This is a genomic window from Methylobacterium sp. 4-46 (assembly GCF_000019365.1).
Taxonomy (GTDB): domain Bacteria; phylum Pseudomonadota; class Alphaproteobacteria; order Rhizobiales; family Beijerinckiaceae; genus Methylobacterium.
In genome coordinates this window covers 3,770,720-3,793,562 of record NC_010511.1, presented here as the reverse complement: position 1 = coordinate 3,793,562, position 22,843 = coordinate 3,770,720, and the positions used below count along the sequence as shown (strand labels likewise).

The 22,843-nt window shown below is 73.7% G+C and carries 21 protein-coding genes; 6 read left to right on the top strand and 15 right to left on the bottom strand.

The features are described from left to right. Positions 1–1,653, bottom strand: a complete 1,653-nt coding sequence (locus tag M446_RS16300; RefSeq protein ID WP_012333206.1) for a DEAD/DEAH box helicase — start codon at positions 1,651–1,653, stop codon at positions 1–3. 112 nt (positions 1,654–1,765) lie between these two features. Then, on the bottom strand, positions 1,766–2,317 hold the full coding sequence (locus tag M446_RS16295; protein WP_012333205.1) for a DUF924 family protein: 552 nt from the start codon (positions 2,315–2,317) through the stop codon (positions 1,766–1,768). Positions 2,318–2,483: 166 nt separating this feature from the next. Between M446_RS16295 and ilvC the strand changes: the two genes are divergently transcribed. From ilvC to M446_RS38985, 3 genes are all read left to right on the top strand, one after another. Next, positions 2,484–3,503 carry a ketol-acid reductoisomerase gene (gene ilvC / locus M446_RS16290; RefSeq protein WP_012333204.1) on the top strand — a complete coding sequence of 340 codons (1,020 nt, stop codon included), beginning with the start codon at positions 2,484–2,486 and terminating at the stop codon, positions 3,501–3,503. Positions 3,504–3,699: 196 nt separating this feature from the next. Continuing rightward, a complete protein-coding gene (locus tag M446_RS38990) occupies positions 3,700–3,885 on the top strand; it encodes a pyridoxamine 5'-phosphate oxidase family protein (RefSeq protein ID WP_415926917.1) in 186 nt (61 codons plus the stop codon). Positions 3,886–3,930: 45 nt separating this feature from the next. Continuing rightward, entirely contained in the window at positions 3,931–4,164 is a 234-nt protein-coding gene (locus M446_RS38985; RefSeq protein WP_050777491.1) for a hypothetical protein, read from the top strand. A gap of 21 nt (positions 4,165–4,185) precedes the next feature. On the opposite strand, the gene M446_RS16280 is transcribed toward M446_RS38985, so the two are convergent. The 5 genes from M446_RS16280 to ftsY form a co-directional block, all read right to left on the bottom strand. Continuing rightward, the gene (locus tag M446_RS16280) at positions 4,186–4,887 is read right to left on the bottom strand and encodes a haloacid dehalogenase type II (protein ID WP_012333203.1); all 702 of its coding nucleotides are present in this window, start codon (positions 4,885–4,887) and stop codon (positions 4,186–4,188) included. Between the two features lie 31 nt (positions 4,888–4,918). Next, positions 4,919–5,962 (bottom strand): tryptophan--tRNA ligase, encoded by a 1,044-nt coding sequence (gene trpS, locus M446_RS16275; protein ID WP_012333202.1) that lies wholly within the window; start codon positions 5,960–5,962, stop codon positions 4,919–4,921. Between the two features lie 121 nt (positions 5,963–6,083). Beyond that, the gene (locus tag M446_RS16270; protein ID WP_012333201.1) at positions 6,084–6,803 is read right to left on the bottom strand and encodes an endonuclease III domain-containing protein; all 720 of its coding nucleotides are present in this window, start codon (positions 6,801–6,803) and stop codon (positions 6,084–6,086) included. A gap of 41 nt (positions 6,804–6,844) precedes the next feature. Next, a complete protein-coding gene (locus M446_RS16265) occupies positions 6,845–7,456 on the bottom strand; it encodes a septation protein A (protein WP_012333200.1) in 612 nt (203 codons plus the stop codon). Between the two features lie 136 nt (positions 7,457–7,592). After that, the gene (gene ftsY, locus M446_RS16260) at positions 7,593–9,014 is read right to left on the bottom strand and encodes a signal recognition particle-docking protein FtsY (protein WP_012333199.1); all 1,422 of its coding nucleotides are present in this window, start codon (positions 9,012–9,014) and stop codon (positions 7,593–7,595) included. A 72-nt stretch (positions 9,015–9,086) separates the two neighbouring features. Here ftsY and M446_RS16255 point away from each other — a divergent pair, with 72 nt between their 5' ends. Further along, complete coding sequence (locus tag M446_RS16255) at positions 9,087–9,773, top strand: RluA family pseudouridine synthase (RefSeq protein WP_012333198.1); 687 nt, start codon at positions 9,087–9,089, stop codon at positions 9,771–9,773. 13 nt (positions 9,774–9,786) lie between these two features. On the opposite strand, the gene M446_RS16250 is transcribed toward M446_RS16255, so the two are convergent. The 5 genes from M446_RS16250 to M446_RS16230 all read right to left on the bottom strand — a co-directional run bounded on the left by M446_RS16250 (position 9,787) and on the right by M446_RS16230 (position 15,597). After that, entirely contained in the window at positions 9,787–11,037 is a 1,251-nt protein-coding gene (locus M446_RS16250) for an acyl-CoA dehydrogenase family protein (protein ID WP_012333197.1), read from the bottom strand. 157 nt (positions 11,038–11,194) lie between these two features. Then, the gene (locus M446_RS16245) at positions 11,195–12,448 is read right to left on the bottom strand and encodes a TetR/AcrR family transcriptional regulator (protein ID WP_050777571.1); all 1,254 of its coding nucleotides are present in this window, start codon (positions 12,446–12,448) and stop codon (positions 11,195–11,197) included. A gap of 53 nt (positions 12,449–12,501) precedes the next feature. Then, a complete protein-coding gene (locus M446_RS16240; RefSeq protein ID WP_012333195.1) occupies positions 12,502–13,938 on the bottom strand; it encodes a coenzyme F390 synthetase in 1,437 nt (478 codons plus the stop codon). Positions 13,939–13,983: 45 nt separating this feature from the next. Then, positions 13,984–14,760 carry a WecB/TagA/CpsF family glycosyltransferase gene (locus M446_RS16235; protein ID WP_012333194.1) on the bottom strand — a complete coding sequence of 259 codons (777 nt, stop codon included), beginning with the start codon at positions 14,758–14,760 and terminating at the stop codon, positions 13,984–13,986. Positions 14,761–15,321: 561 nt separating this feature from the next. Then, the gene (locus tag M446_RS16230) at positions 15,322–15,597 is read right to left on the bottom strand and encodes a phosphopantetheine-binding protein (RefSeq protein ID WP_012333193.1); all 276 of its coding nucleotides are present in this window, start codon (positions 15,595–15,597) and stop codon (positions 15,322–15,324) included. A 287-nt stretch (positions 15,598–15,884) separates the two neighbouring features. On the opposite strand from M446_RS16230, the gene M446_RS16225 reads away from it, so the two are divergent. Then, positions 15,885–17,114: an acyl-CoA dehydrogenase family protein gene (locus M446_RS16225; RefSeq protein ID WP_012333192.1), complete on the top strand. Its 1,230-nt coding sequence runs from the start codon at positions 15,885–15,887 to the stop codon at positions 17,112–17,114. Between the two features lie 40 nt (positions 17,115–17,154). After that, entirely contained in the window at positions 17,155–18,081 is a 927-nt protein-coding gene (locus tag M446_RS16220; RefSeq protein ID WP_012333191.1) for an amino acid--[acyl-carrier-protein] ligase, read from the top strand. A gap of 40 nt (positions 18,082–18,121) precedes the next feature. On the opposite strand, the gene M446_RS16215 is transcribed toward M446_RS16220, so the two are convergent. The 3 genes from M446_RS16215 to carB form a co-directional block, all read right to left on the bottom strand. Next, positions 18,122–18,604: a hypothetical protein gene (locus M446_RS16215; protein ID WP_012333190.1), complete on the bottom strand. Its 483-nt coding sequence runs from the start codon at positions 18,602–18,604 to the stop codon at positions 18,122–18,124. Positions 18,605–18,664: 60 nt separating this feature from the next. After that, a complete protein-coding gene (gene greA / locus M446_RS16210; RefSeq protein ID WP_012333189.1) occupies positions 18,665–19,141 on the bottom strand; it encodes a transcription elongation factor GreA in 477 nt (158 codons plus the stop codon). A gap of 125 nt (positions 19,142–19,266) precedes the next feature. Beyond that, positions 19,267–22,740 carry a carbamoyl-phosphate synthase large subunit gene (carB, locus tag M446_RS16205; RefSeq protein WP_012333188.1) on the bottom strand — a complete coding sequence of 1,158 codons (3,474 nt, stop codon included), beginning with the start codon at positions 22,738–22,740 and terminating at the stop codon, positions 19,267–19,269. Positions 22,741–22,843: the final 103 nt, after the last annotated feature.

Here is a 22,843-nt window from a genome sequence, read left to right as displayed (position 1 = left end):
TCAGCCGGCCCCGTCCTCGCGGCGCCTGTCGGTGAACAGGCGCCCGTCGGGGAAGCGCAGGCTGACCTCCGCGCTGAGGCGGCCGCTCGCGCGCACCCGCAGCATCGCCGGCCGGGCGAGCTCGTCCCGGCGCGCGAGCGCCTCCTCGGCGCAGAGCGGGGCCTCGCGCCCGCCGCCGAGCCCGCGCCACCACGCCACCGCCTTCTCCCGCGCGTAGCCGCGCCCTTCGAGCGCGAGCCGGATCCGGTGGGGGCCGTCCGCGGCGTCCAGCACCACGTCGAGGCCGCCCGGGGCCGGCGCGACCTGCCAGCCCCGCACCTCCCGCCACGCCCCCTCGGCCCGCAGGGCCGCCATCACCCGCTCGGACAGGATCGGCAGGGTGTCCTCGGCGCGCGCCTCGTGCCTCGCCTCCTCGCCCGGCTCCGCCGCGGGCTCGACCCAGCAGGCCTCGCAAGTCGAGGCGTTGAGCGCGATCAGCGCCCCGCAGCCCGGGCAGGCCTTCGCCCGCACCTCCGTCTCCCGGCCGCGCACGGCGGCGGTGCGGGAGGTGACGCTGTCGACCGGCCCGTGCAGGCGCACGAGCCCCGCGTAATCGAGGATCAGCGCGTCCTCCTTGCCCGGCGCGCGGCGCAGGGCCCGCCCGACCTGCTGCACGTAGAGCCCGGTGCTCTGGGTCGGGCGCAGCAGCGCGACGAGGTCGACCTCGGGCACGTTGAAGCCCGTCGTCAGCACCCCGACCGAGGTCAGGCAGCGGACGCGCCCCTCCCGGAAATCCCGCACGATGCGCTCGCGCTCGCGCCGCGGCGTGTCGCCGGAGACCGCCTCGCAGGAGAAGCCGGCCGCCCGCACCGCGTCGCGCACCGCCCGCGCATGCGCGATCCCGGCGCAGAAGGCGAGCCAGGCCCGGCGGGCGCGGCCGTACTCCACCATCTCCTCCACGGCCGCGCGGGTGATCCAGTCCTGGTTGACCGCCGCCTCGAGCTGGCTCGGGATGTAGTCGCCGCCGCGCCGGCCGACGCCGCTCACGTCGAGGGCGGTGAGCGTCGCCTTGGACACCAGGGGCGCCAGGGTGCCGCGCTGGATCAGGTCGCCGACCGTGACCTCGTGCACGATGCGCTCGAACAGGCGGCCCTCGCCCTCGTCGAGGCGCCCGCTGTCGAGCCGGTAGGGCGTCGCCGTGAAGCCGACGACGCGCATCCCCGGCCGCACCGCGCGCAAGCCCGCGAGGAAGCGGCCGTAGCGCGTCTCGGCGGCGCGGGGGATCAGGTGCGCCTCGTCGACGATCACGAGGTCGCGGGGGCCGATCAGGTCGAGCTTGTCCCAGACCGACTGGATCCCGCAGACCAGCACCGGCGCCGCGGCCTCGCGGCGCGCGAGCCCGGCGGAGAAGATCCCGGCCGGGGCCTCGGGCCAGTATCCGGTGAGTTCGCGGTGGTTCTGGGCGATCAGTTCGCGGCTGTGGGTGACGATGGCGATGCGGGCGGCGGGGTCGCGGCCCAGACTCTCCCGGGCGAGGGCCGCGATCACCAGGGCCTTGCCGGACCCGGTCGGCAGCACGATCAGGCCGTCGCGCAGGGCCGGCCCCCTCGCCCCCTCCCAGGCGGCCCGGAGCGCGTCGAGGCTCGCCCGCTGATAGTCGCGCAGTTGCAGCATGGGGGCCGTGTAAGGCCTTCGGATGCGCGCGTCCGTGGCGGCCACGCCTCAGGGCCGGGGCGCGGGCCTGCCCGGGATCGGCGCGGCGCCTCGGCATCCCGGGCCGCCGGCCTCAGCCCCGGAACGCGTCCTCGCCCGCGAGGTAGGCCCGCTCCTGCGGCGTCTCGGCCCGGCCGAGGATCGGGTTGCGGTGCGGGAAGCGGCCGAAGCGGCGGATGAGGTCGCGGTGCTCCCGCGCCGCGGCGAGGTGGCGGGGCAGGCCGAGCGCCGCGAAGAGCGCGAGGCTGCGATCCTGCAGGGCCGCGTCCTCGGCATGCATGAAGGGCATGTACAGGAAGGCGCGCAGCTCCGGCGCGATCGCCCGGTCGTGGCCGCGGGCGAGCGCCCGCTCGGCCGCGGCGAGCGCCGCCGCGTCGGTGGCGTAGGCGCGCGGCGTCCCCCGGAACAGGTTGCGCGGGAACTGGTCGAGGAGCAGGACGAGGGCGAGGGCGCCCTCCGCATCCGCCTCCCAGGCCGCGCATTCGCCCCGGGCGGCGGCCTCGTGCGCGGCGCGAAAGCGGGTGCAGGCGGCGTCGAAGCGCGGCTCCGCCGTGAACCAGCGCGCCTCGCCGGCCTCGCGCCAGAACGCCACCACGTCGCCCGGATCCACCGGCCCTGCGCGCACCGCGTCCCCTCCGGTCTTCGCCGCGCGCGCATCCGCTGCGCGCCGGCCCCGCCGCAATGCCTATTCCCTGTCGCGGACCGCCCGGCTAAAAGCCGCCGCATCGCACGGCCGCTCCAGCGCCCGGAGCGTCCCATCACCTCCACCAACTCGCACAGGGGGAGCCGCCATGCGGGTCTATTACGATCGCGACGCTGACATCAATCTGATCAAGGGCAAGAAGGTCGTCATCGTCGGCTACGGGAGCCAGGGGCACGCCCACGCCCTCAACCTGCGCGATTCCGGCGTCAAGGACATCGTCATCGCGCTGCGCAAGGGCTCGGCCAGCGCCAAGAAGGCCGAGGCCGAGGGCTTCAAGGTCATGGAGGTCGCCGAGGCGGCCGCGCAGGCCGACGTCGTCATGATGCTGACGCCGGACGAGCTGCAGGGCGACATCTACCGCGAGTCCCTGCACGGCCAGATGAAGCAGGGCGCGGCCCTGCTCTTCGCGCACGGCCTGAACGTGCACTTCAACCTGATCGAGCCGCGCAAGGATCTCGACGTGCTGATGGTCGCCCCGAAGGGGCCCGGCCACACCGTGCGCTCGGAGTACCTGCGCGGCGGCGGCGTGCCGACCCTGATCGCCATCGCGCAGGACGCGTCCGGCAACGCGCACGACCTCGGCCTGTCCTACGCCTCGGCGAATGGCGGCGGCCGCGCCGGCATCATCGAGACCACCTTCAAGGAGGAGTGCGAGACCGACCTCTTCGGCGAGCAGGTCGTGCTCTGCGGCGGCCTCGTCGAGCTGATCAAGGCCGGCTTCGAGACCCTGGTCGAGGCGGGCTACGCCCCCGAGATGGCCTATTTCGAGTGCCTCCACGAGGTGAAGCTGATCGTCGACCTCATCTACGAGGGCGGCATCGCCAACATGAACTACTCGATCTCGAACACCGCCGAGTACGGCGAGTACGTCACCGGCCCGCGCATCATCACGCCCGAGACCAAGGCCGAGATGAAGCGGGTTTTGACCGACATCCAGTCGGGCACCTTCACGCGCAACTGGATGCTAGAGAACAAGGTCAACCAGACCTCGTTCAAGGCGACGCGCGCCCGCAACGCCGCCCACCCGATCGAGGAGGTCGGCGAGCGGCTGCGCGGCATGATGCCGTGGATCAAGGAGAAGGCGCTGGTCGACAAGACCAAGAACTGAGCCGCGCCCCGCGCGCCTCGCACCGGCCGGCCCCCCGCGGGGCCGGCCTTTTTCATGCCCGCAGGCCCGCCGCGACGCGGCCCGATCGGAACACGGAGGATCCCATGGGCTCGCTCTCCGCGCAGGCGCACCGCGCCCTGCTGATCCGGGCTCCCCTTGATCGAAGCGGGTCCCGGATCACGAGCCCGCGCGGCGCCTGAGCGACGCCGACATCCGCATTGCCGAAACGGGAGATGGCGAAGCCATCAACCGGATGGCGTATGACGGGAACGGGATGTTCTACTCGCTGGGCAACATCGCCGCGCAGGGCCGGGTGGGCCTGCTGTTCATCGCCTTCGAGACGCCGCATCGCCTGCGCCTCCAGGGCCTCGCGCGGCTTTAGCGGGAGGGTCCGCTGCCGGCCGCGTACCCGGAGGCCAAGGCCCTCGTGCGCGTCGAGGTGGCGAAGGTCCGGGTGAATTGCCCGCGCTACGTCCACGCCTGCCGCGAGGTCCGGGATTCCCGCTCCGTGCCGGAGGCGGGCCGCGAGACGCCGCTCGCGCCGTGGAAGCGCCGCGACATGGTGCAGGACGTGCTGCCGGAGGACGCCGCCCGGGCCAGGGCCGAGGGCGCGATCGACGTGGCCGATTACACCGCCCGGGTCCTGCGCGGCGAGGGCTGAGGGCTGGCCGGTGCCCCCGCCTCAGCAGCCGAGCTGCCGGGCGAGGTCGCCGAGATCCGCCGCGGAGACGTCCACCGGCACGCTCGGCCCGGCCTCGCCGCCGCCCGGTCCCGTCTCGTCGGGACGGGCGATGTGCGCGGTCCCGAGCCCGCAGGCGGCCGCGGCGGCGAGGTCCGAGGAATGGGCCGCCACCATCACGACCTCCTCCGGCGCGAGGCGCAGCGCCTGCGCGGCGGCGAGGTACACGGCCGGCTTCGGCTTGTAGTCGCGCGCGAGTTCGGCCCCGAGCACGGCGTCCCAGGGCAGGCGGTTGCGGCGCGCATGCGCGATGGCGAGCCGGATATGGGCGTTCGAGCAGGGAGCGAGCAGGAAGTGCGGCCGCAGGCGGGCGAGCCCCTCGGCCACGTCGGGCCAGGCGTCGAGGCGGTGCCAGGCGAGGACGAGGTCGCGCTTGGTCTCGGACGGGATGCCGGCGAGGCCCTCGGCGGCGAGCAGATCCTCCAGGCTCTCGGCGTGGAGCGCGTCGAGATCCGCGAAGGGGCGCGTTCCCTGCCGGATCGGCTCCATGCCGGGCTGGTAGCGCGCCCGCCACGCCCGCGCGAAGGCACTCCCGTCGAGGTCCGGGCGGAGCGGCCTCAGCAGGCGCTCGGCCTCGCGGGCGACCCCGCCGTGCCAGTCGAGCAGGGTGCCGAACACGTCGAAGATCAGCGCCTGGACGGCCATCCCGCTCCCTCCCGCCGGCCTCTCCGGGGCCTCACCGCGTCCGCACGAAGCCCACGATGTCCTTGACGGCCGCGAGGTTCGGCGCGGCGATGGCCTCGGCCCGGGCGGCGCCCTCCGCGAGCACGCGGTCGATATGGGCCGGGTCGGCGACGAGGCGCTTCATCTCGCCGCCGATCGGCCCGAGCGTCTCGACCGCGAGGTCGACCAGCGCGCCCTTGAAGGCCGAGAACTGGGCGCCGCCGAAATCGCGCAGCACGTCCTCGCGGCTGACGTCGCGCAGGGCCGCGAAAATGCCCACGAGGTTGTCCGCCTCGGGCCGGCCGGCCAGGCCCGCGACCTCGGAGGGGAGGGGCTCGGCGTCGGTCTTGGCCTTGCGCACCTTCTGGGCGATGGCGTCGGCATCGTCCGTGAGGTTGATGCGCGAATAGTCGGAGGGGTCCGACTTCGACATCTTCTTGGTGCCGTCGCGCAGCGACATGACCCGGGCCGCCGGCCCGCCGATCAGCGGCTCGGTGAGCGGGAAGAAGGCCTCGCCGTGCCCCCGCGCCGCGATCGAGGCCGCGAAGTCGGTGTTGAACTTCTGGGCGATGTCGCGGGTGAGTTCGAGGTGCTGCTTCTGGTCCTCGCCGACCGGGACGTGGGTCGCCCGGTAGGCCAGGATGTCGGCCGCCATCAGGACCGGGTAATCGTAGAGGCCGATGCTCGCGTTCTCGCGGTCCTTGCCGGCCTTCTCCTTGAACTGCGTCATCCGGTTGAGCCAGCCGAGCCGGGCCACGCAGTTGAAGATCCAGGCCAGCTCCGCGTGCTGGGGCACTTGGCTCTGGTTGAAGACGACGGAGCGCGCCGGGTCGATGCCGGCGGCCAGGAAGGCCGCCGTGACCTCGCGGATCTGGTTCGTCAGCTCGGTCGGGTTCTGCCACACGGTGATCGCGTGGAGGTCGACCACGCAGTAGAGGCAGGTCGCGTAGGTCGGCTGCAGGGCGACGAAGCGCTTGATCGCGCCGAGGTAATTGCCGAGGTGCAGGTTTCCGGTCGGCTGGACGCCGGAGAAGACGAGTTCCTGGAACGCGGGCATCAGCGTCTCGTGGCGGGCCGGGGGACGGAATCCGGAAGGGCGGGCGGCCCGACGGGCGCGGCGTTCTGACCCAAGGCTTCGGGCGGGTCAAGGCGTCGGGGCCGCGGCATCGCGGCGGCGGTCAGGCCGGCTCGGTCGCGCGGGCGGGGGACGCGGCCCGCCGGCCCTGGCCGGTCGGGCAGAGGTCGAGGAGCACGCAGGTCCCGCAGGCCGGGGCGCGGTGGAAGCAGCAGCGCTGCCCGTGCAGCATCATGACCTCGTGATTGTCGTAGAGGTCCTGCGCGCTCCACGCTTCCGGCAGCTGGGCGCGCAGGATGGCGTGGGCGGGTCCGACATCGACCTTCGGCCCGATCAGCCCCAGGCGCTGCGCGACCCGGTGGTGGTGGCTGTCGACCGGCAGGGCCGGCCTGCGCAGGGTCGAGAAGCTGAGCACCGCCGCGCTCGTCTTCGGCCCGATCCCCGGGATGGCCTCAAGCCAGGCGCGGGCGGAAGCGACGTCGAGGTCGCGCAGGAAGTCGAGGCTCAGGCTCCCGTGCCGCTCGCGCACCGCCCGCAGCACCGCCTGCAGGCGGGGCGCCTTCTGCTCGGGCCAGGTCACGCCCGTGATCACCGCCTCGACCTCCGCGACCGGCGCCGCGATCAGCTCCGCCCAATCCGGGTAGCGGGCGCGCAGCGCCTTGAAGGCGCGGCCGGATTCCGCGTTGCGGGTGCGGTGGGAGAGGAGCGAGGAGACGAGTTCGCTCAAGGGGTCGAGGTCGTGGAAATACGCGATCGGGCAGCCATAGGCCGCGCAGAGCCGGCGATGGATGACGAGCGCTGTCTCGGGCAGGGTCTGGCTCATGAGGGCGGGAATCCGCTGTCCCGCCCGCCGGTTCCCGCCGGTCAGGTCTCGTCGGCGGTCTTGCGCTCGTGGCGCAGGAGGAGCGGGGTCTGGGCCAGCGCGAAGGCGATGGTGAGCGGCATGATCCCGAAGACCTTGAAGCTCACCCAGAAATCGGTGCTCTGGGTGCGCCAGACCACCTCGTTCAGCGCCGCCAGCACGAAGAAGAACAGGCCCCACCGGAAGGTCAGCTTGCGCCAGCCCTCGTCGTCGAGGTCGAAGACGCTGTCGAGGACGAGGGAGAGCAGCGGCTTGCCGACGGCGAGCCCGCCGAGCAGGACGGCCCCGAACAGGCTGTTCACGATGGTGGGCTTCAGCTTGATGAAGAGTTCGTCCTGGAGCACCAGGGTCAGCCCGCCGAACACCACCACCACGACGCCGGAGACGAGCGGCATGATCGGCAGGCGCCGCACCAGCAGGTAGTGCACGGCGAGCGCCACCAGGGTCGCGGCGATGAACAGGCCGGTCGCCGCGAAGAGCTTCTTGTCGGCGGCGACGCCGAAGCGATCCGCGTAGGCGTTGCCGAGGAAGAACAGGCCGAGCGGGCCGAGTTCCAGGGCGAGCTTGACGAGCGGCGGCAGGTGGGCCTTGGGCGGGACGGGTTCGGTGATCATGGGCGGGGTCTAGTCCAGAGCCTTGCGGCCGCGGAGCGCGCGGAACGTCGCGCTCGCGCCGCCCGAGCATTAGACCGTCCGCGCCGCCGCCGCATCCCTGCCGCGAGGGGCCGAGGCCCCCGCGCTCCCCCGGGGCTCAGCCGTCCTTGTCCAGGCCGGCGATGGCGCGGGCGAAGTCCCGGGCCGTGAAGGGTTCGAGGTCGTCCACCCCCTCGCCGACGCCGATGAAGTGGACCGGCAGGCCGAACTTCGCCGCGAGCGCCACCAGGATACCACCGCGGGCGGTGCCGTCGAGTTTCGTCATCACCAGCCCGCTCACGCCCGCGGTCTTCTGGAACAGCTCGACCTGGCTGATCGCGTTCTGGCCGACCGTGGCGTCGAGGACGAGCAGCACCGCGTGCGGCGCCGTCTCGTCGAGCTTGCGGATCACCCGGACGATCTTCTCCAGCTCGGCCATCAGCCCGGCCTTGTTCTGGAGCCGGCCGGCCGTGTCGATCATCAGCACGTCGGTGCCGGCCTCGCGGGCGGCCTGGAGGGCGTCGAAGGCGAGGCCGGCCGCGTCCGCCCCCTGCGGGCGGCTGAGGACCGGCGCGCCGGTGCGCTCGCCCCAGACCTTGAGCTGCTCGATCGCCGCGGCCCGGAACGTGTCGCCGGCGGCGAGCATCACGCTGCGCCCCTGCGCCCGGAACTTCTGGGCGAGCTTGCCGATCGTCGTCGTCTTGCCGGCCCCGTTCACGCCCACCATCAGCAGCACGAAGGGCTTGGCAGCGCCCTCGAGCGTGAGCGGCCGCGCCACCGGCTCCAGCGCCCGCTCGACCTCGGCGGCCAGGATCGCCCGCACCTCGTCGGGCGAGATCCCCTTCTCGTAGCGGCCCTTGCCCACCGCCTCGGCGATCCGCGTCGCCGTCTCGACGCCGAAATCCGCCTGGATCAGCGCGTCCTCCAGCTCCTCCAGGGTCGTCGCGTCGAGCTTGCGCTTGGTGAAGAGCCCGGTGACCCGCTCGGACAGGGCCGAGGAGGTGCGGCGCAGGCCGCCGGTGAGCCGGCTCCACCAGCCGCGCCTCTCGCCCGGCGCCTCCGGAGGCGGCGCGGTCTCGGGCTCGGCGAGATCGGGCTCGGCGAGATCGGGCTCGGCGAGGTCTGGCTCGGCGAGGTCGGCCCCGGCGAGGTCGGCCCCGGCGAGGTCGGCCCCGGGATGGGCGAGGGCGCTCGTCTCCCAGCCGCGCGGACCGGACGCCTCGGGCTCGACGCCGCCGTCGGGCTCCTCCGGCGTCGCCGGCTCCTGCCCGGCGGTGCCGGCCGGGGGCGCCTCGGGGGCGCCGTCGATCGGCTGCAGGTCGGCGCCCGCGAGCTCCGGCGCGAGGTCGCGCTCCGGCTCCGTGTCGGGGGAGGCCTCGGTGATGGTCGGCGGGGCCGCGGGCGGGCTCTGCGCCGCCCCGGCATAATCGGGTTCGCCCTCGGACGGCGTGACGGTCGGCGGCGCCTCCGGCGCCTCCCTGGCCTCGCCCCGGCGTCCGAACAGGCGCCCGAACCAGCCCGGCTTGGTGTTGTCGCTCATCCGCGCCTGCTCCACACCGTCCGGACGATGCGACCGGACCTCCTGAACCCCAACCACGGCGAACGCGCTGCCATGATCGTCGAAGACATAGTCTCGCGGGTGCTCTACCGCGATGCCCTGGTGCTCGTCATCGACAAGCCGGCGGGTCTGCCGGTGCATCCGGGGCCGAAGGGGGGCGAGACCCTGGTCCAGCACCTCGACGCGCTGCGCTTCGGCCTGCCGCGCCGGCCGGAGGCGGCCCACCGCCTCGACCGCGACACCTCGGGCTGCCTCGCCCTCGGCCGCCACGCCAAGGCGCTGGCCCGGCTCGGTCAGCTCTTCGCGCAGGGGCATGCCCGCAAGACCTACTGGGCGCTCGTCGACGGCGCGCCCGCCGCCGAGGAGGGGGAGATCGACCTCGCCCTCGCGCGCCGCTCGGAGGATCCGCGCAGCTGGTGGATGCGGGCGGACCCGGCCGGCGACCCGGCCCTGACCCGCTGGCGCCTGCGCGGGCGCTCCCCGGAGGGCGGCGCGTGGCTCGAACTGGAGCCGGTCACGGGCCGCACCCACCAGCTGCGGGTCCACTGCGCCGCCATGGGCTGGCCGATCCGGGGCGACGCCGTCTACGGGGCGGCGCCCCGCCGCGGCGGGCCCGGCCTGCAGCTGCACGCCCGCAGCCTGAGCCTGCCGCTCTACCCGAGGAAGCCGCCCGTCACCGCCGAGGCCCCGGTCCCGCCGCACATGCGGGCCGGCCTCGCCGCCTGCGGCTTCGCCGGCTGATCGGGCCCTTCTCTCAGGCCTTGGCCCGCTCGCGGTTGCCGTACTGCGCCAGCTCCAGCCGGGCGATCGAGCGGTTGTGGACCTCGTCCGGCCCGTCCGCGAGGCGCAGCGTGCGGATCCGCGCGTAGGCGTAGGCGAGGCCCGCGTCGCTGCTGACGCCCGCGCCGCCGAAGGCCTGGATGGCGTCGTCGATGACCTTGAGGGCGATGCGGGGCGCCGCGACCTTGATCATGGCGATCTCGAGCTTGGCGCCCTTGTTGCCGACCTTGTCCATCATGTCGGCGGCCTTCAGGCAGAGCAGCCGCGTCATCTCGATGTCGATGCGGGCCTCGGCGATGCGCTGCTCCCAGACCGAGTGGTCGGCGATGCGCTTGCCGAAGGCGACGCGCGAGAGGAGCCGCCGGCACATCGCCGCGAGCGCCTCCTCGGCGACGCCGATCGTGCGCATGCAATGGTGGATCCGCCCCGGCCCGAGCCGGCCCTGCGCGATCTCGAAGCCGCGGCCCTCGCCGAGGATCAGGTTCTCGGCCGGCACCCGCACCTCCTCGAGGATCACCTCGGCGTGGCCGTGCGGCGCGTCGTCGTAGCCGAAGACCGGCAGCATCCGCACCACCCTGATTCCGGGCGCGTCGAGGGGCACGAGGATCTGCGATTGCTGCTGGTGCAGGGGGGCGTCGGTGTCGGTCTTGCCCATCACGATGGCGACGGCGCAGCGCGGGTCGCCCACGCCCGAGGACCACCATTTGCGCCCGCTGAGCACGTAATGGTCGCCGTCGCGGCGGATCCGGGTCTCGATGTTGGTGGCGTCCGAGGAGGCGACGTCGGGCTCGGTCATCAGGAAGGCCGAGCGGATCTCGCCCGCCATCAGGGGCGCGAGCCAGCGCGCCTTCTGGGCCGGGGAGCCGTAGCGGTGCAGCACCTCCATGTTGCCGGTGTCGGGCGCCGAGCAGTTGAACACCTCGGAGGCCCAGGGCACGCGGCCCATCTCCTCGGCGCAGAGCGCGTAGTCGAGGTTGGTGAGGCCCGCGCCGCGATACTCGGGCGTGTCGTGCGCCGGGGAGGGCGGCAGGAACAGGTTCCAGAGGCCGGCCGCGCGGGCGAGGGGCTTCAGGCGCTCGATCACCGGCACCGGCTGCCAGCGGTCGCTGCCGAACCCCTCCATCTCGGCCTTGTAGGTCGGGACGTTCGGCCGGACGTGCTCGTCCATGAAGGCGACGACCCGGTCGCGCCAGTGCCGCTGCCGCTCGGAGAGGGTGAAGTCCATCGGCGTGCTCCTCCCGGGCCGGGGTCGGAGCGCCCCGGCATCGTCCCACACCCTAGCGCCGAGTCCCGCGGCGGGAAAACCCTGCGCGCAGAACCCGGTTTTCGAAAGCGCGGCCCGTCGGGGGCAGACCCCGGGCGGGGGCGGCGTACCGCTCTTTCTACGCGGGCGGCGCGAAGAGGCCGAGGAAGAGCGGCCTGGCGTAGAGGTCGGCGGCGGTCTCGGGCGTCACGCCGGGCACCCAGGCGGGCAGTTCGGCGGCCCCGTTGATCATGCTGCTGACGAGCTGCGCGGCGATGCCGGGGTCGTGGGCCCGCACCGACCCGTCCGCCATGCCCTCGACGAGGCAGAAGGTGAAGCGCTCGGCGAGGCGGTTCATGGTCAGGCGGGTCTGCGTGCGCAGGGCCTCCGGCAGGGCGCTGAAGGCGGTGACGCGCAGGAGCGGCCCGGCCGGGCCGAGCTGGCGCCGCACCAGCGTCGCCGAGACGGTGCAGAGCCGCGCCCAGCCGCTGCCGCCCGCCGCGTCGGCGGCGTCCTGCACGGCGCGGATCTGCGCGAAGCTGCGCGAGAAGCAATGGGCGACGAGGTCGTCCTTGTTGTCGTTGTGGTGGTAGAACGAGCCCTTGGTGACCTTGAGCAGCCCCGAGATCTTCTCCACCGAGGCGCCCCGGTAGCCCTGCTGGTTGATCAGGATGGTGGCGGCGCGCAGGAACGCCTCGGGGGAGACCTCGCTCTCGGGCGGGCGCGCCGGCTCGGGCAGGATCGCCGGGGACCAGGCGGCGGCCGGGCCGGCGAGGCCGCCCAGCAGCAGGTCGCTCACCAGGGCGGCGACCCGGCCGTAGTCGCGCGGCTCGTAGCGGTCGATCCACAGGCGGGTCGAGTGGATCACGCAGAGGAGCAGGTGGGTGCGCGCGTTGCGCTCGGCGCGGTCGAGCCCGGCCTCGTCGAACAGCCCGCGCAGGCGCCGGAACAGGTCGGCGTAGGCCGAGAACACCGCCTCGGCCTGCGGCTCGGGCAGGGCGCGCACGTCGTTGAGGACCGCGGTGTCCGGCTCGGCGCCGGTGGCGACCGCGGCGCGCTTGGCGAGGGTGAGGTCGAGGAGGCGGCGCAGCCGCGCCGCCGGGTCGGGCGCCGCCTCGGCCTCGGCCACCAGCGCGTCGAGGACCGCGATCGTGTGCAGGAAGCAGGCGGCCGCCAGATCCTCCTTGCGGCGGAAATAGTAGGTGACGCTGTTCGTCATCAGGCCGACCCGCCGGGCGACCTCCGAGAGGGTCGCGCCCTTGACCCCCGCCTCGTTGAAGAGCGCGACGGCGGCCTGCAGGATCGCGTCCCGCTTCTGGGCGTAGCGCCTGGTCTGGCGCGGGGGCGCCTCCGGCGCGGCGGGCGGGTCGACCATGTCGAGGGGCGGGGACATCGGGAGATTGAGCACGCGCGACGCGCGGGTGACAAGCCGCGCCCGGGCGCGCCTCAGGCCGGGAGCCGCGCCTGCGCCGCGGCGCGCGGCCCGGCGGGACCGGCCCGCAGGCATCGCGCGACGATCGGGCGCTTGCCGGCCAGGGAGGTGGGGAGCCGGTCGACGATCTCCAGGGTGAGGTCGAGCTCCCCCGCGAGCCGGCGCCCCATCCGCAGCAGGAAGCCGGTGAAGTCGGGCAGCGGCCCGGTGCTCGGGACGACGCGCAGGGTCACTTGGCCGGGCTCCTCCTGCACGAACTGGAAGGCCCCGACGCCGAGGAGCGCCGGATCGAGCTGGATCATGTCCGCGAGCGGCACCTTGAGCCCGGAGCGGCCGAGCAGCGTCTCGGGCGCGCTGCGGGGGCGGATCCGCCGGACGGTGAGGCGCCGCCCGTTGCGGTCGTCCGGCGCCTCGACGAGTTCGGCCTCGTCCCCGGTCTCGTAGCGGATCAGCGGCATCCCCGCGCCGAGGAGCCCCGTCGCGACCAGCCGCCCGCGCGCGCCGGGCCGGGTCAGGGGCCGACCGGAGCCGTCGACGATCTCGGCGAGGCCGTGGAGCGGGTCGAAGACGTAGCAATCCGGCGCCCCGGGCCGTTCGGCCGCGAAGGCGACCTGCTCGCGCAGCCCGTAGACCGGGACGAGGCGGGCCCGGGGAAAGGCCCGTTCCAGGGTCGCCCGCGCCGGGCCCGAGAGCGGTTCGGAGGTCGGCAGCACCCCGGTGACCTGCGGGAGCGGCCCCTCCTCGCGCAGCACGTGGGCGGCGAAGACGCAGAGCGCCGAGGGCAGCCCCTGCAGGAAGGCGATGCCCCAGCGCCGGATCGCCTCCAGGTAGCCCGCCATGACCGCGTCCGAGAGATGCAGGACCGAGCAGCGCAGCTCGCCCTCGCCGGGCGCCTCCTGCATGTAGCTCGGCGCGCCGAGATCGAGCCCCCGGAACACCGCCCGCATCGCCTGCGGCGTGAAGCCGGCCCGCGCCCATGCCTCGTGCCGGAAGGCCAGCGCCACCGGGTCGAGGCCGCGATCGAGGAAGATCCGCGCGCTCTGCCCGCTGCGGTCGACCAGGATGCAGTCGCGCAGCCGCCCGGGATCCGTGGTGCAGAAGCGGGTCGCGTCCCGAGCGAGTTCCTCGCGGGTGAGGATCGGGATCCGCGGCCAGACGGCGCGCAGCGCCGCGCCGTCGAGGGCGCCGGCGCCCAGGACGGGGTCGAGGCGCTCGCGATGGGCCGGGCTGTCGGCGCGCGCCCGCGCGACCAGGGCCGCGAGGGCTTCGTCCTGCGCCGCGCACGCGAAGGCCGGATCCGCCGCGGCGCGCCGGATGCGGGCGCGCCAGCGCCCGTAGGCCCGCCCGTAGCGCAGGCCGGCCGGCAGGCTGCGCCACGCGCGGGCGAACCGGTCCCGGGCGCCGTGGGGCAGGCGTTCGAGGGCGCCGGTGGCGACGTCGAGGGCGATCACGGTGGTCTCCTGTCGGCGGGTCACGGGAAGGGGCGGGGGCGGGCCTCAGGCCCGCAGGCCCGATCCCGCCGGGAGGCGGGGATCGGCGAGGCGGCGCAGGAGCGCCGCGAGCAGGAGCCCGGCGAAGGCGGCGTTGCTGCGCAGCGCCCGCCCGGCGAGCCGGCGCGGATCCTGGGCCGCCCGGTAGGCCCATTCGGCCCCGACGCGCCGGACGAGGGGGGGCGCCCGGTGCATCCGCCCGGCGGTGAGCGCGAAGGCCCCCTCCGCGCTCAGCACGAGCGGCACGGCGAGGCGCTCCCGGTTGCGGCGCAGGAAGCCGTGGCGCAGGCCGGCGGGCAGCGACAGGACGAGTCCGTCCGCGCCGCTCGCCGCGATCCGGCGGCAGATCTCCGGTTCCTGGTCGGGGCGGAAATGGCCGTGGTGGCGGCCCGCGAGGCGCAGGCGCGGGTGGCGCCGCCGCAGGGCGCGGGCCGCGTCCGCGACGACGTCCGGCGCCTCCCCCAGCAGGAAGGGCCGCAGGCCGCGCCGCTCGCAGCCCTCCAGGACCCCGTCGAACAGGTCGATCCCCGCCACGCGCGGGCGCGCGCCGCGGCCGGCGAGCCAGAGCGCGAGGGCGATCCCGCTCCCGGCCACGCTCACGAGGTCGCTCTCCCGCAGGTCGCGGGCGAGCGCCGCGTCGCGGCGCGCCGCCACCAGGGTCGCGACGTCGAGGGCCGCGTGGCGCAGCGGCGGCGCCTCGCCCGCCATGGCGGCGAGGGCCCGCGCCAGGGTCTCGTCGCGCCCGAGGAGGTCCACGGGGAGGCCGAGGAGGTCGACGCGCATCCCGGTTCCCCGCGCTCGGCGACCGCCGCCGGGCCGCCGCGGAGCGGCTCCGAGCGGCGCGGAAAACGGACTGGGCATCGAGGAAGCGGGCATCGGGGCGACCCTTCCGGGAGCCTCGCCGGCTCCCCGTGCCCCGATCGCAGCAAATTGGAAACCAAGTCGGGATGCCGGAAAATGTCGTGTTCCGGCACTCATTCCGTAGGGTTAGGAACGAAAACCGGTCGCCGGCCGTCCCGCCGGAAAGGAAACTGGTCCATTTCGGGACCGCCCACGCTCCGGGTCCGGCCGCGCGGCGCCGCGGGCGCCGCCGCGGCGCAACGGGCCGGTCCGGGGGGCCCGCCCTTGCGGGTGGGCCCACACTTGCAGGGTAGCGGCGACAGGCGCTGCCGCGGCAGCCGTTTCGCGCCATCGCGGGACAGCCGGCGCGGCCGGCCGGACCGGAGCGGGACGGGTTCCCGGGGCACCCTGCGCGGAGGGGTCGGAATGAGCCAGGTGCGGCGAGTGGGCGGGTGGGGGCGGGTCCCGGAGGCCGGCCCGAGCGGCGCGCCGACCCGCTTCGCCTCAGGCCGCCACCGACCCGGCCCCGACGGCGCGCACCATCTCGCTGATCGAGGCGAGGGTGCGGAAGCTCGCCGGGTTGAGATGGCTCGCCGGGATCGTGATGTCGAATTCGGCCTCGATCGCCAGCATCAGGTTGACGAGGTCGAGGGAGGTGAGACCCGCCTCGGTCAGGAAGGTGTCGGGCGCGGGCCGGCTCTCGATCCCCTTCTGGGCCAGGATGCCCTGGACGAGGCCGGCCGTGCGGGCCGCGATGTCGGTCGGCGGGAATGCGGTCATCGACGATCCTCCGGTGCGCTGAGCGGTATCGGGCGCCAGGATGCGGCACCCGCCTTACGACTTGGTGCACGCATTCCCGTCGGATGGCGGCCCAAGGATTTCCGCAAAATTAGACTTAATGATCCTTGCGTTTCCGTTCGCAAGCCAAGTGGGCGGCGTGATCTCGTGCTCGGCGCTCAGGATGTCTTAGGTTTTCGTCGGTACTTGTCCTGCCGCAGAGGAGAGGCGCGGCGATCCGCCGGGAGAGCGGACGCGGCGCCCGCAGCATCGAACCAGAGGGGTTGTGCATGACCATCCAGAGCATCCCGGCCGGCGGCGCGCTCGCCGCGGAGGCGGCCGCCTCCGCCGCGGAGGCGGCCGCCTCGGTCGAGCCGGGCCTGCGCGCCCTCGTGGTGGCGGGCATCGCCGCCGCCCACGCGGAGGCGGTGGACCGCGACGCCCGCTACCCGGCCGAGGCGATGGCGGCGGCCAAGCAGCAGCGGCTGCTGGGCCTGACCGTGCCGCGGGAGCTGGGCGGCGAGGGCGCGAGCCTCGCGGCGGCCGCGGATGTCTGCTACGCGCTCGGCCGCGCCTGCGCCTCGACGGCGATGATCTACGCGATGCACCTGACCAAGGTCGCCTGCATCGTCGATCACGGGCGCGGCCAGCCCTGGCAGGAGGGGCTGCTGCGCCGCCTCTGCGCCGAGCAGCTGCTCCTCGCCTCCTCGACCACCGAGGGGCAGGGCGGCGGCAACGTCCGCTCCAGCGCCGCCGCCATCGAGCGGGACGGGGACGCGGTCACCCTCGACCGGGCCGCGACCGTGATCTCCTACGGGGCCGAGGCGGACGGGATCGTGACCACGGCCCGGCGCGCCCCGGACGCGGCCGCCTCCGACCAGGTGCTCGCGGTCTTCCTGAAGGAGGATTACACCCTGGAGCGCCTGAGCGGCTGGGAGACGCTCGGCATGCGCGGCACCAGCAGCATCGGCTTCCGGCTGCGGGCGCGCGGGGGGGCGGACCAGATCCTGGCGGTGCCCTACGCGCGCATCCACGCCGAGTCGATGACGCCGGTCTCGCACATCCTGTGGTCGAGCGCCTGGGCCGGCATCGCCGCCGGGGCGGTGGAGCGGGCGCAGGCCTTCACGCGCCAGGCGGCCCGCGGGGCCGGCGGGCAGATGCCGCCGGGGGCGGCGCATTACGGCCGGGCGGCGGCCTCGCTGCGCAGCCTGCGCGCCCTGATCACCGAGGGCATCGCCCGCTACGCGGCCGCCGGCGAGGCCGGCAGCCTCGGCAGCCTCGATTTCCAGACCGCCATCACGATGCTGAAGGTCGACACCTCGGAACTCGCGCTCGCGGCGGTGTCGAGCGCCATGCGGGCCTGCGGCCTCGCGGGCTACCGCCAGGACGGGCCGTTCAGCATCGGCCGGGCGCTGCGCGACATCCTGTCGGCGCCGATCATGATCCACAACGACCGCATCACCGCGAATCTCGCGGCGACGGCCCTGCTCTCGACGGTTCCGGCCTCGCTCCGGGACTGACCCCCGCCCCCCGACCCGATTCGACACGCGCGGTGACGCCATGAACATGCGTTGGAAGAAGCCGGCCCCGCCGGCGGTGGATGCCCTCGACCGGCTGTTCGACGGGCTGTTCCGCCCGATGGGCGCGGACGGGGTCTATGCCCGCACCGGCCGCTACGAGGCGGTGGCGGAGGCCCTGCAGGCCCTGGTCTCGCGCCAGCGGGAGGAGGGGACGGAGGTCTTCCGCTTCCCGCCGGTGATGAGCCGGCGCCAGATCGAGACCCACGGCTACCTCAAGAGCTTCCCGAACCTGCTCGGCTGCGTCTCCTGCCTGGAAGGCAGCGAGGCGGAGATCCGCGGCGCCGTCGACCGGCACTACGCCGGCGGCGACTGGACCGAGGCGCTCGACTCCGCCGACCTCGTGCTGACGCCGGCGGCCTGCTACCCGGTCTACCCGATCGCGGCGGCCCGCGGGGCGGTGCCGGCGGAGGGCTACCGCTTCGACGTCGCCTGCGACTGCTTCCGCCGCGAGCCGTCCAAGGACCTCGACCGGCTGCAATCCTTCCGGATGCGGGAATACGTCTGCGTGGGCACGCCGGAGCAGATCCAGGCCTTCCGCCAGCGCTGGCTCGACAAGGCGACGGCCCTGGCCGACCGGCTCGGCCTGACCTACGAGGTGGCGCAGGCGAGCGACCCGTTCTTCGGCCGCGTCGGCCAGCTGATGGCCCTCAACCAGCTGGAACAGGCGCTGAAATTCGAGCTGCTGGTGCCGCTGCGCGGCGACGGGCCGGCGACGGCCTGCATGAGCTTCAACTACCACCGCGAGCATTTCGGGACGACCTGGAACCTGCGCGACGCGTCCGGCGAGCCGGCCCACACGGGCTGCGTCGCCTTCGGCATCGACCGGCTCGCGGTGGCCCTGTTCGCCACGCACGGGCTCGACCTCGCGGGCTGGCCGGCCGAGGTGCGGGAGCTGCTCGCGCTCTGAGCGACCCGGGCGGGGCGGCGCCTCCCGGCCGGCCCAGCCCTCACTCCAGCCCGAGCCCCCGCCTGAGCCACCACGCGTAGTGCTCGGCGAGCGCCGTGACCCGGCGCCGCTCGGAATCCGGGTCGTACCACGCGCCGCCCGAACTCGCCGGCACCGCCGAGAGCTGGGGATGGCGCGCCAGCACCTCGCCGCCGCGCCCCACCACCAGGGCCTCGCCGTCGAGGTAGTCGGTGTCGGTGGCGCGCCCGGCGCGGCGCCCGCCGCCGCCCGCGAAGGCGGTCAGGGACACGCCCGAGACCCGCACGACCAGGACCGGCCCCGGACCGCCGAGCCGGTCCGCGAGGCTGCGGGCGAGCGCGCCCTGCAGGTCGCGCGCCACCGCGTCGGCGAAGCCGCCGAGCCCGCGCGCCCGCAACGTCTCGACATCGACCCGCACCGCCGAGAACCGGGTCCCCCCGTCGAGGGGCGCCGCCGCCGCCGGGGCGGCGAGCGCGACCGCCAGGGCCGTGATCCATGGACGCATGCCCCGCCTCCCGCCGACGCGCAGCACCCCTCGGCCCGACGCGGGCGGGGCGCGGCGCGCTCAGCCGACGTACCGGATGCCGACGATCTCGTAGGACTTGCCGCCGCCGGGGGTCGTCACCTCGACCGTGTCGCCGACGCCCTTGCCGATCAGCGCGCGCGCCACCGGCGAGGTGATCGAGACGCGGCCCGAGCGCACGTCCGCCTCCGGCTCGCCGACGATCTGGTAGGTCTTCTCCTCCTCGGTGTCCTCGTCGATGAGCTGGACCGTGGCGCCGAACTTCACCTTCGTGCCCGAGAGCTTCGAGACGTCGATGATCTCCGCCCGGGAGATCAGGCTCTCCAGTTCGAGCACGCGGCCCTCGTTGAGGGACTGCGCCTCCTTGGCGGCGTGATACTCGGCATTCTCCGAGAGATCGCCGAGCGCCCGGGCCTCGGCGATCGCCTGGATGATCCGCGGGCGCTCCACCTGCTGGCGGTGCTTGAGCTCCTCCTCCAGCGCCGCGTACCCCCGGATCGTGATCGGAACCTTGTCCATCGTGCTCGTCTCACACCATAGCAATCGGCCCGGCAAAACGTGATCACACGCTCCACCGGGCCTGGTCTCACCGTCTCGCGCAAGGCGAGGATTAGGCGCGCGGACCGCGCCGCAACGGCCGCGCGTCAGGCCGCGAAGTATTCCTGCAGGGCGCGCACTTCGAGGTCATCGCCGAGATAGGCCCTGATCCCTTCCGCGGCCGCCATCGCGCCCGCGAGAGTGGTGTAGTACGGCACTTTATGCAAGAGGGCCGCCCGGCGCAGCGAGCGCGAGTCGGAGAGGGCGCCCGCCCCCTCGGTCGTGTTGAAGACGAGGTGGATCTCGCCGTTCTTGATCGCGTCGACGACGTGGGGGCGTCCCTCCAGCACCTTGTTGATGCGGGTGGCCGCGACCCCGTTCTCGGCCAGGAAGCGCTGCGTGCCCCCGGTGGCCAGGATCGCGAAGCCGATCTCGGCCAGCATGCGCACCGCCGGCAGGATGCGGGCCTTGTCGGCGTCCCGCACCGAGACGAAGACCGTGCCGGCCCGCGGCACCTGGGTGCCGGAGCCGAGCTGGCTCTTGGCGAAGGCGACGCCGAAGCTGCGGTCGAGGCCGATCACCTCGCCGGTCGAGCGCATCTCCGGGCCGAGCAGCACGTCGACCCCGGGGAAGCGCGCGAAGGGGAAGACCGCCTCCTTCACGCCGATATGCGGCAGGGTCTTGGGCTCGAGCCCGAACTGCGCCAGGGGCTCGCCGGCCATCACGCGGGCGGCGATCTTGGCGATCGGCTCGCCGATCACCTTGGCGACGAAGGGCACCGTGCGCGAGGCGCGGGGGTTCACCTCCAGCACGTAGATCGTGCCGTCCTTGATCGCGTACTGCACGTTCATCAGCCCGCCGACCTTGAGGGCGAGCGCGAGGTCGCGGGTCTGGCGCTCCAGTTCCGCGATCGTCTCCGGCGAGAGCGAGCGCGGCGGCAGCGTGCAGGCGGAATCGCCCGAGTGGATGCCCGCCTCCTCGATGTGCTCCATGATGCCGGCGATGAAGACGTCCGCGCCGTCCGCCACCGCGTCGACGTCGACCTCGGTCGCGTCGGTCAGGTAGCGGTCGAACAGGAGCGGGTTCTTGCCCAGCACCGTGTTGATCTGCCCGGTCTTGTCGTTCGGGTAGCGGGCCTTGACGTCCGAGGGGATCAGGCTCGGCAGCGTGTCGAGGAGGTAGTCGGCGAACTGCGTCTCGTCCCGGATGATCGCCATGGCCCGCCCGCCGAGCACGTAGGAGGGCCGCACCACGAAGGGCAGGCCGAGATCGGCCGCGACGAGCCGGCTCTGCTCGACCGAGAAGGCGATGCCGTTCTTCGGCTGCTTGAGGTGGAGCTTGTCGAGGAGCCGCTTGAACTGGTCGCGGTCCTCCGCGAGGTCGATCGCGTCGGGCGAGGTGCCGAGGATCGGCACCCCCGCCTCCTCCAGGGCGCGGGCGAGCTTGAGCGGCGTCTGGCCGCCGAACTGCACGATGACCCCGTGCAGGGTGCCGGCCTGCCGCTCGGTCTCGACGATCTCCAGCACGTCCTCGGCGGTCAGCGGCTCGAAGTAGAGCCGGTCCGACGTGTCGTAGTCGGTCGACACCGTCTCCGGGTTGCAGTTGACCATGATCGTCTCGAAGCCGGCCTCGCTCAGCGCGAAGCAGGCGTGGCAGCAGCAATAGTCGAACTCGATGCCCTGGCCGATGCGGTTGGGGCCGCCGCCCAGGATGATCACCTTGCGGGCGCCGGAGGGCTGGGCCTCGTCCGCGACGGTGCCGGCGAAGGGCGCCACGTAGGTCGAGTACATGTAGGCGGTGGGCGAGGCGAACTCGGCCGCGCAGGTGTCGATGCGCTTGAAGACCGGGCGCACCGCCAGGGCCCGGCGGGCGGCGCGCACGCTCGCCTCGTCGGTGCCGGCCAGCACCGCGAGCCGCGCGTCCGAGAAGCCCGCCGCCTTGAGCTGCCGGAAGGCGCCCGGGCTGCGCGGCAGGCCGAACCGCTTCACCTTGGTCTCAAGGTCGATGATCGCCTGGAGCTGCTCCAGGAACCAGGGGTCGATCCGGCAGGAGGCGTGCACGTCGGCGTGGCTGACGCCGAGCCGCAGGGCCTGGGCCACCTTGAGCAGCCGGTCAGGGGTCGGCGTGCCGAGGGCCGCCTTGATGGCGTTGCGGTCGTCGCCCTTGCCGAGCCCCTCGATCTCGACGTCGTCGAGGCCGGTGAGCCCGGTCTCGAGGGAGCGCAGGGCCTTCTGCAGCGACTCGGCGAAGCAGCGCCCGATCGCCATCGCCTCGCCCACCGACTTCATCGAGGTCGTCAGGGTCGGCTCGGCGCCCGGGAACTTCTCGAAGGCGAAGCGGGGGATCTTGGTGACGACGTAGTCGATCGTCGGCTCGAAGGAGGCCGGCGTCGCCCCGCCCGTGATGTCGTTGGCGATCTCGTCGAGCGTGTAGCCGACCGCGAGCTTCGCCGCGACCTTGGCGATCGGGAAGCCGGTCGCCTTCGAGGCCAGGGCCGAGGAGCGCGAGACGCGCGGGTTCATCTCGATCACCACCATGCGGCCCGTCTCCGGGTCGATGGCGAATTGCACGTTCGAGCCGCCGGTCTCGACGCCGATCTCGCGCAGGACCGCCAGCGAGGCGTCGCGCATCACCTGGTATTCCTTGTCGGTGAGCGTCAGCGCCGGGGCGACGGTGATCGAATCGCCCGTGTGCACGCCCATCGGGTCGATGTTCTCGATCGAGCAGACGATGATGCAGTTGTCCGCCCTGTCGCGGACCACCTCCATCTCGTACTCCTTCCAGCCGAGCACCGATTCCTCGATCAGCACCTCGTTGGTCGGCGAGGCGTCGATGCCGCGCTCGACGATGTCGAGAAATTCCTCGCGGTTGTAGGCGATGCCGCCGCCCGTGCCGCCGAGGGTGAAGGAGGGGCGGATGATCGCCGGCAGGCCGATCTCGGCGAGCGCGATCAGCGCCTGGCCGAGGGCGTGCTCGCCGTAGCGCTTGCGCCGGTCCGCCTCGCCGGCGGCCCACTTCTTCTCGAAGGCCGCGAGGGCGGCCCTGCGCGCCTCCGGATCGGGAGTCGCCTCCTCGATCCGGGCGACCTCGGCGAGGTACTTCTCGCGGTCGGCCTTCTTGGCCGCCGAGGCGTTGGCCAGCGCCGAGCGCGGCGTCTCCAGGCCGATCTTCGTCATCGCGTCGCGGAAGAGGTGCCGGTCCTCGGCCTTGTCGATCGCCTCCGCGGTGGCGCCGATCATCTGCACGCCGAACTCGTCGAGCACGCCCATGCGCTTGAGCGAGAGGGCGCAGTTCAACGCGGTCTGCCCGCCCATGGTCGGCAGCAGCGCGTCGGGGCGCTCCTTGGCGATGATCTTGGCGACGATCTCGGGCGTGATCGGCTCGACGTAGGTCGCGTCCGCCAGCTCCGGATCGGTCATGATCGTGGCCGGGTTGGAATTGACCAGGATGATCCGGTAGCCTTCCTGACGCAGCGCCTTGCAGGCCTGCGTGCCCGAATAATCGAACTCGCAAGCCTGCCCGATGACGATCGGACCCGCGCCGATGATGAGGATGGAGGAGATATCGGTGCGCTTGGGCATCGGACGCGTCGGACTCTCGCAGCGCGCGTCCGGCCTCGTCCGCGTCGCACCGCTCGGGCGCGGAGGCGGGCTGGGCAGGCCGGGCGCGGGGGGATGGATCTCG

Excerpts from the sequence above, each read along its gene's own strand:
- M446_RS16215 (WP_012333190.1), bottom strand. The coding sequence starts at position 18,604 with ATGCGTCCATGGATCACGGCCCTGGCGGTCGCGCTCGCCGCCCCGGCG.
- M446_RS16265 (WP_012333200.1), bottom strand. The coding sequence starts at position 7,456 with ATGATCACCGAACCCGTCCCGCCCAAGGCCCACCTGCCGCCGCTCGTC.
- M446_RS16235 (WP_012333194.1), bottom strand. The coding sequence starts at position 14,760 with ATGCGCGTCGACCTCCTCGGCCTCCCCGTGGACCTCCTCGGGCGCGAC.
- M446_RS16300 (WP_012333206.1), bottom strand. The coding sequence starts at position 1,653 with ATGCTGCAACTGCGCGACTATCAGCGGGCGAGCCTCGACGCGCTCCGG.
- carB (WP_012333188.1), bottom strand. The coding sequence starts at position 22,740 with ATGCCCAAGCGCACCGATATCTCCTCCATCCTCATCATCGGCGCGGGT.
- greA (WP_012333189.1), bottom strand. The coding sequence starts at position 19,141 with ATGGACAAGGTTCCGATCACGATCCGGGGGTACGCGGCGCTGGAGGAG.
- trpS (WP_012333202.1), bottom strand. The coding sequence starts at position 5,962 with ATGCCCGCGTTCCAGGAACTCGTCTTCTCCGGCGTCCAGCCGACCGGA.
- M446_RS16255 (WP_012333198.1), top strand. The coding sequence starts at position 9,087 with ATGATCGTCGAAGACATAGTCTCGCGGGTGCTCTACCGCGATGCCCTG.
- M446_RS16270 (WP_012333201.1), bottom strand. The coding sequence starts at position 6,803 with ATGAGCCAGACCCTGCCCGAGACAGCGCTCGTCATCCATCGCCGGCTC.
- ftsY (WP_012333199.1), bottom strand. The coding sequence starts at position 9,014 with ATGAGCGACAACACCAAGCCGGGCTGGTTCGGGCGCCTGTTCGGACGC.
- M446_RS16230 (WP_012333193.1), bottom strand. The coding sequence starts at position 15,597 with ATGACCGCATTCCCGCCGACCGACATCGCGGCCCGCACGGCCGGCCTC.
- M446_RS16250 (WP_012333197.1), bottom strand. The coding sequence starts at position 11,037 with ATGGACTTCACCCTCTCCGAGCGGCAGCGGCACTGGCGCGACCGGGTC.
- M446_RS16245 (WP_050777571.1), bottom strand. The coding sequence starts at position 12,448 with ATGTCCCCGCCCCTCGACATGGTCGACCCGCCCGCCGCGCCGGAGGCG.
- M446_RS16220 (WP_012333191.1), top strand. The coding sequence starts at position 17,155 with ATGAACATGCGTTGGAAGAAGCCGGCCCCGCCGGCGGTGGATGCCCTC.
- ilvC (WP_012333204.1), top strand. The coding sequence starts at position 2,484 with ATGCGGGTCTATTACGATCGCGACGCTGACATCAATCTGATCAAGGGC.
- M446_RS16280 (WP_012333203.1), bottom strand. The coding sequence starts at position 4,887 with ATGGCCGTCCAGGCGCTGATCTTCGACGTGTTCGGCACCCTGCTCGAC.
- M446_RS16225 (WP_012333192.1), top strand. The coding sequence starts at position 15,885 with ATGACCATCCAGAGCATCCCGGCCGGCGGCGCGCTCGCCGCGGAGGCG.